Consider the following 7,146-nt stretch of genomic DNA (forward strand, 5'->3'; position numbering starts at 1 on the left):
AACCGGTTGCGCCCGATGCGCTTGACCGGATTGCCCGAGAACATGGCGCGAAAGGCAGCATCGTCCAACCTGGCCAGCTCCGCCAGTTTCGGGCTTTGCAACTCAGGCCGCGCCGCATAGCGGATCTCACGCGCCGCAACGGCGAATTTGTTCCATGGGCAGATGGCCAGACAATCATCGCAGCCATAGATCCGGTTGCCCATCAGCCCCCGCAATTCAGGGTCCACCGGCCCATGATGTTCGATGGTCAGATAGGAAATGCAGCGCCGCGCATCCAACTGAAAAGGCGCAGGGAACGCCTTGGTCGGGCAGATATCCAGGCAGGCGGTGCACTTGCCGCAATGATCGGTCTCGGGTTGGTCCGGTGCCAAATCGAGCGTGGTAAAGATGCTGCCCAGAAAGAACCAACTGCCCAGATCGCGCGACAGCAGGTTGGTGTGCTTGCCCTGCCAGCCAAGGCCCGCAGCCTGGCCAAGCGGTTTTTCCATCACCGGCGCGGTGTCGACGAAAACCTTTATTTCCGCCTCGGGCATCTGTTCCAGCAGCCAGCGCCCGACCCGTTTCAGCCGCTTCTTGACCAGATCGTGGTAATCCCGGTTTTGCGCATAGACGCTGATCGTGCCGCAATCGCGGGCCTTCAGCGGCTCCAGCGGGTCAATTTCGGGCGTATAGGGTTCGGCCAGCATGATCACCGATTGCGCCTCGGGCCACAGGGCGGCGGGGTTGCCGCGCCAGCCCATTCGCTCGGCCATCCAGACCATTTGGCCATGCCGCCCGGCGGTCACGAATTTCGCAAGACGGCCCGCCGCCTGCGGAATCGCATCGGGCCGGCAGATGCGCATCATGGCAAACCCCTCGGCCAGGGCCATCGCCTCCAGCTCCGCCTTCAGCCCGGTCAAAAGTCCAGATTTGCGTAATGCGGCGGTTGCAGAAACCCCGGCACCTGATCGGCCAGAATGGACCGGAACGCAGGTCGCGATTTGATCTTGGCATACCAATCCTTGACGACCGGATACCGGTTCCAATCCACATCCGAGATATAATCGAGGCAAGACAGATGCGCGGCGGCCGAAAAATCCGCCAGCGTGATGGTGTCACCCGCCAGCCAACGTCGATGATCGAGAAGCCAGGTCATGTAATCAAGGTGGAACTTGATCTTTTGCGAGCCGGTTTTCACTGATTTTCCATCCGGATATCCGCCGCGCATGATCTTTTTGTTGACCCGTTCATAGACCAGATTGGCTGTGACTTCGTGGTGGAACTTGTCATCGAACCAGAAACAGATCCGCCGCACCTCGGCGCGCGCTTTCGGTTCAGAGGGCATCAATCGCGGCGTTGGAACGGTTTCTTCCAGATATTCGCAAATCGCCTGGCTCTCGCTCATATGCAGCCCGTCGATCTTGAGGATCGGAACCTTGGCCGCCGGGTTGCGGCGCACAAACTCGTTGGACGGTTCCCAGTATCTTTCCTCGATCAGTTCAACGTCGATCTTCTTTTCCGCCAGAACCAGGCGGACCTTGCGGCAAAACGGGGAAAGGACGAAATGATAAAGACGGGTCATGGCCTGCTCTGATTGACCTTATGTTCCCTCTTCTTTGCCCGTAAGCGGCCCCAATATCAACGCGCAAAACACGCATCACGGCCATCGGCACCAATCGTTGCCGCCCCATCGGCGATGCCGCGCGCACGATCCAGCGTGGCGGTTGTCGGGCTGGAGGCCGAACGGCCCTGCGGATTTGGCAACACCGCGGCAAGCCGGGCGGCCTGCGTCGGGTTCAGATTGGCGGCGGAAATGCCGAAATAATGCTGCGCGGCGGCCTCGGCCCCAAAAATGCCTTCGCCGAACTCCACGATATTGAGATAGACCTCCAGCACCCGGCGCTTGGACCAGATCGCCTCCATCACCGGCGTCATCGCGGCCTCCAATGCCTTGCGCAGCCAGGACCGGCCCTGCCAGAGGAACGCGTTCTTGACCGTCTGCTGGCTGATGGTGGACCCGCCCCGCGATGCTCCCGCCGCGATGGCCAGGCGAATCGCATCCATGTCAAACCCCCAATGCAGGCAGAAATTCGCATCCTCCGCCGCCACCACGGCCCGCGCCAGATGCGGCGAAATTTCCTCCATCGGGCGCCAGACCTGGGTTACGGATTGCAGCCTGCGGGTTTCGCTGATCATGTAGGGCGTCACCGGCGGCGGTATCACCGCATATAGCGCGATCCAGGCCACAATCAGCGCCACGACCAGCAAAACGCCGCGCGTCATCAGCCGCAGCGCGCGCCGCCAGATCGGGCGCCGCCGCGCCGGTTTCTTCTTTTTGCTTGCCCGGGCCAAATGCCCCTCCTGCCTTCTTCTTTGTAAAAATACTCCCGCCGGAGGCGAATCCGAAAGCCCTAAACGCCCCGGACGGCAGATTGATGCGTAACAGCGCAATTCCAGCTTGATGGAATCGGACATGAATTTGCCGCTTGAAGCCGCAAATATCCGGTGTCAGGCTTGGGCATGGACAAAACCACCTCTTTCACGACATGGGCCCAATGCGCCGCCGATCTTGTTGCCGTCGCCGCCGGGCGTGCACCCGCCGATCTGGTGATCCGCAACACCCGGCTTGCCAATGTGCAAAGCCGCGAATTGCTGGATGGGTGGGATGTCGCCGTGATTGCCGGACGATTCGCCTATGTTGGCCCCGATGCGAGCCATTGCATCGGCGACGAAACGCAGGTGATTGATGCCGATGGCCGCTATCTGATCCCGGGTCTGTGCGACGGTCATATGCATATCGAGAGCGGCATGCTGACGCCGGCCGAATTTGCCGCTGCCGTCATCCCGCACGGCACCACGACAATGTTCACCGACCCGCATGAGATTGCCAATGTGCTGGGTCTGGCCGGTGTGCGCCTGATGCATGATGAGGCGGCGTTGCAGCCGATCAATATCTACACCCAGATGCCGTCCTGCGCGCCATCCGCACCGGGGCTGGAGACGACGGGCTTTGAGATCAGCGCTGAAGATGTGGCGCAGGCGATGACCTGGCCCGGCATTATCGGCCTGGGTGAGATGATGAATTTTCCCGGTGTCATCAATGGCGATCCGCAGATGCTGGCTGAAATGGCCGCGACCATGGCGGCGGGCAAGACCGTGGGCGGGCATTACGCCAGCCCCGATCGCGGCCCTGCCTTTCATGCCTATGCGGCGGGCGGCCCTGCGGATGACCATGAGGGCACCAGGCAAAGCGATTCCATTGACCGCGCCCGGCAGGGCATGCGCTCGATGATGCGGTTGGGCTCGGCCTGGTATGACGTTGAAAGCCAGATCACGGCGGTGACGGAAAAGGGCCTCGATCCGCGCAATTTCATTCTCTGCACCGATGATTGCCATTCCGGCACATTGGTCAATGATGGCCATATGAACCGGGTGCTGCGCCACGCGATTGACTGCGGCTGCGACCCGATGGTGGCGCTGCAGATGTGCACCATCAACACCGCCACGCATTTCGGGCTGGAGCGGGAGCTTGGCTCCATCGCGCCGGGGCGCCGGGCCGATATGATCCTGACATCCGATCTTCGCGCCCTGCCGATCGAAGCGGTCTATGCCCGCGGTGTGCTGGTGGCGCAGGCGGGCGGATTGCTGGTTGACTGCCCGCATCTGGCCTGGCCCGAGGAGGCGCGCAAAACGGTGCATCTGGGCAAGGATCTGACGGCGGCGGATTTCGAGATCGAAGCGCCCAAAGGGGCCAATTCCGCCCGCGTCAAGGTGATCGGCGTGGTCGAAAACCAGGCCCCCACCGAATCGCTGGTCGCCGAATTGCCGGTGGTCGATGGGCTGGTCGAGGGCGAAGGCGATATCTGCCAGATCGCGCTGGTCGAACGCCATCGCGCCACCGGCGGTGTGGTCAATGCTTTCGTTTCGGGCTTTGGCTATAGCGGGCGCATGGCCATGGCCTCGACCGTGGCCCATGACAGCCACCACATGATCGTCGTCGGCACCGACCGGGGCAACATGGCAAAGGCCGCGATGCGGCTGGGGCAGGTTGGCGGCGGCATCACCATCTTCAAGGATGGCCAGGAACTGGCGCTGGTCAGACTGCCCATCGCCGGATTGATGAGCGATGCGCCCGCCCGCGACGTAGCCGCCAGTGCCGATGCGATGGTGGCGGCGATGGCGGCCTGTGGCTGCACGCTGAACAATGCCTATATGCAACATTCGCTGTTGGCCCTGGTGGTGATCCCATCCTTGCGGATTTCGGATCTCGGGCTGGTCGATGTCACCACGTTCGAACTTACATCGCTGTTCGCGGAGGAGCCTTCATGACAAGGGCCACACGACAATTACCGGTTCACAGCCCACCCGGGTCGGAACCGCGGATCTTTACCGAGGCCGACAAGGCGGTTGCCTATCTGAATGAGATTTATCAGGAAAGCACCGCCTTTCTGCGGGACATGTTCGGCCAGGTGGCGGGAGGTGAGATGCCCGACAGCCGGTTTCGCGCCTTCTACCCTGAGATTCGGATCACCACGACCAGCTTCGGCCAGGTCGACAGCCGCCTGTCCTTTGGCCATGTCGCCGAACCCGGCACCTATTCAACCACCGTCACCCGGCCGGACCTGTTCAAATATTACCTGACGCAGCAGATCGGTCTTTTGCTGGAAAATCACGGTGTCCCGGTGGGTGTCGGCGTGTCGAGCACACCCATTCCGGTGCATTTCGCGGTGCTGGGCGATGACAATATCCAGATTCCGCATGATGGCGCGATGGCCTTTCCGCTGCGCGATGTCTTTGACGTGCCGGACCTGACGACCACCAATGACGATATCGTCAACGGGTTCGGGTTTCATAACGAGGATGGGTCGGGCCCACTGGCCCCGTTCACGGCACAACGGGTGGATTATTCGCTGGCCCGCCTGTCGCATTACACCGCCACCGCGCCCGAGCATTTCCAGAACCATGTGCTGTTCACCAACTACCAGTTCTATGTCGATGAGTTTCTGGCCTATGGCCGTCGGATGCTGCGCGATCCGAGCAGTGGATATACCGCCATCATCGGGCCTGGAAATCAGGTGATCACCGATCCCGACGCGCCGATGGATATGCCGGTGAAACTGCCGCAGATGCCGACATATCATCTGGCGCGCGAGGGCAATGGCGGCATCACGCTGGTCAATATCGGGGTGGGCCCGTCCAATGCCAAGACCGCGACCGACCATATCGCGGTTCTGCGGCCGCATGTCTGGTTGATGGTGGGCCATTGCGCCGGTCTGCGAAACACCCAGAGCCTGGGCGATTACGTGCTGGCGCATGCCTATCTGCGCGAAGATCACGTGCTGGATGATGATCTGCCGGTCTGGGTGCCGATCCCGGCGCTGGCCGAGGTGCAGATCGCGTTGGAACGCGCCGTGGCCGATGTCAGCGAAGTCGAGGGCTTCGAGCTGAAGCGCATCATGCGGACCGGCACCGTCGCCACCATCGACAACCGCAACTGGGAATTGCGCGACCAGTCCGGCCCGGTGCAGCGGTTGAGCCAGAGCCGCGCCATCGCGCTGGATATGGAAAGCGCCACCATCGCCGCCAACGGGTTCCGGTTCCGGGTGCCCTATGGCACGCTTCTCTGCGTTTCGGACAAACCGCTGCATGGTGAATTGAAGCTGCCCGGCATGGCCAGTTCGTTCTATAAAACACAGGTGGCGCGGCATCTGTTGATCGGTATTCGGGCGATGGAGGCGTTGCGTGAAATGCCGCTGGAGCGGCTGCATTCCCGGAAATTGCGCAGTTTTGAAGAGACGGCGTTCCTCTGAACCGGCAAAAAAGCGCACAAAACGCTGTTTTCTTGATATTTTGCTACACTAATCGTTGTGTGCCTCCACTATATTCGGCTACCGTCTCGCCAACGAGCCCCATGGGTTCGGGCAGTTAAGGAGAACAGGAAAATGGCACAGAAACCCATGACCAAGACCCAGCTTGTGGCCGCATTGGCCGATGAGATGGGCAGTGACAAAAAAGCGGCCGCGGCCGCGCTTGACGCCGTGACCTCGGTTGTCAGCAAGGAAGTCGCCAATGGCGGTGCGGTTACGCTTCCCGGTATTGGCAAGGTCTATTGCCGCGAGCGGCCCGAACGTATGGTCCGCAACCCCGCAACGGGCGAGCAGATCCGCAAAGACGCCGACAAGGTGGTGAAAGTGACCATCGCCAAGGCGCTGAAAGACAGCGTGAACGGCTGATTGCCCCCGGGCAGGCACCATGCGAAGGGTCGCTTCACGCGGCCCTTTTGCATTTTCGGAGACAGAAACATGGATCTGCGCGCCATCGCCATGGGTTTGCTGTTCGCGCTGATCTGGTCTTCGGCCTTTACCTCGGCCCGGATCATCGTTGAGGCCGCGCCGCCGATGGCCTCGCTTTCGGTGCGCTTTGCAATCTCGGGGCTGTTGGGCGTTGGTCTGGCGCGCATTCTGGGCCATAGCTGGACCCTGACACGGGCGCAGTGGCGATTGGTCGTGGTTTTCGGGATCTGTCAGAACGCGCTCTATCTGGGGCTGAACTTCATTGCGATGCAATGGATCGAGGCCGGGCTGGCCGCCATTATCGCATCAACCATGCCGCTGATCGTGGCTGCTGCTAATTGGACGGTGTTTCGCGAACGCCTGCCAGCGCTTGGCATCTTTGGCCTGATGGCCGGGTTTGGCGGTGTTGCGCTGATCATGGTGCAGCGGCTGTCGGGCGGGGTCGATATGCTTGGCCTTGTGCTGGGTCTGATCGCGGCGGTGGCGTTGGCCGTGGCCACGATGACGGTGCGCGGCGCATCTGCGGGTGGCGGCAGCGTGTTGATGATCGTGGGTTTGCAGATGCTGGTGGGCGGCGCGGTATTGCTGCCCTTTGCGCTGGTATTCGAGACCTGGTCGGTCACCTGGTCATGGCCGCTGGTGGCGGCCTTTACCTACACCGTTTTCGCGCCGGGGCTGCTGGCGACCTGGATCTGGTTCCTGCTGGTGCAGCGCATCGGGGCCACGCGGGCCGCAACCTTCCACTTCCTGAACCCGTTTTTCGGCGTCGCAATCGCCGCGATGATCCTGGGTGAGGCGCTGACCGGCATCGATATTCTGGGTGTGGCGATCATTGCCGGTGGCATCCTGGCGGTGCAACTGGCGCGGGCTGGAA

Annotated in this window: 7 protein-coding genes; 4 read left to right on the forward strand and 3 right to left on the reverse strand. The window is 61.6% G+C overall.

All coding sequences use genetic code 11. From position 1 onward, the window contains the following. The 3 genes from queG to mtgA form a co-directional block, all read right to left on the reverse strand. Positions 1–869 (reverse strand): tRNA epoxyqueuosine(34) reductase QueG (gene queG, locus ACW8PS_RS01825; protein WP_491525556.1); only part of this gene is annotated, 869 nt, incomplete at its 3' end. A 26-nt stretch (positions 870–895) separates the two neighbouring features. Further along, positions 896–1,561: an FtsZ-binding protein FzlA gene (gene fzlA / locus ACW8PS_RS01830; RefSeq protein ID WP_491525550.1), complete on the reverse strand. Its 666-nt coding sequence runs from the start codon at positions 1,559–1,561 to the stop codon at positions 896–898. 56 nt (positions 1,562–1,617) lie between these two features. Continuing rightward, positions 1,618–2,331 (reverse strand): monofunctional biosynthetic peptidoglycan transglycosylase, encoded by a 714-nt coding sequence (mtgA, locus tag ACW8PS_RS01835; RefSeq protein WP_491525551.1) that lies wholly within the window; start codon positions 2,329–2,331, stop codon positions 1,618–1,620. Between the two features lie 168 nt (positions 2,332–2,499). Between mtgA and ACW8PS_RS01840 the strand changes: the two genes are divergently transcribed. From ACW8PS_RS01840 to ACW8PS_RS01855, 4 genes are all read left to right on the forward strand, one after another. Further along, complete coding sequence (locus ACW8PS_RS01840; protein ID WP_491525552.1) at positions 2,500–4,308, forward strand: adenine deaminase; 1,809 nt, start codon at positions 2,500–2,502, stop codon at positions 4,306–4,308. Next, a complete protein-coding gene (locus ACW8PS_RS01845) occupies positions 4,305–5,789 on the forward strand; it encodes an AMP nucleosidase (protein WP_491525553.1) in 1,485 nt (494 codons plus the stop codon). Before ACW8PS_RS01840 ends, ACW8PS_RS01845 begins: the two co-directional genes overlap by 4 nt. Positions 5,790–5,921: 132 nt before the next feature. Beyond that, the gene (locus ACW8PS_RS01850; RefSeq protein WP_491525554.1) at positions 5,922–6,212 is read left to right on the forward strand and encodes an HU family DNA-binding protein; all 291 of its coding nucleotides are present in this window, start codon (positions 5,922–5,924) and stop codon (positions 6,210–6,212) included. A gap of 69 nt (positions 6,213–6,281) precedes the next feature. Next, positions 6,282–7,146 (forward strand): DMT family transporter (locus ACW8PS_RS01855; RefSeq protein ID WP_491525555.1); only part of this gene is annotated, 865 nt, incomplete at its 3' end.

The organism is Alterinioella sp. (assembly GCF_058343375.1).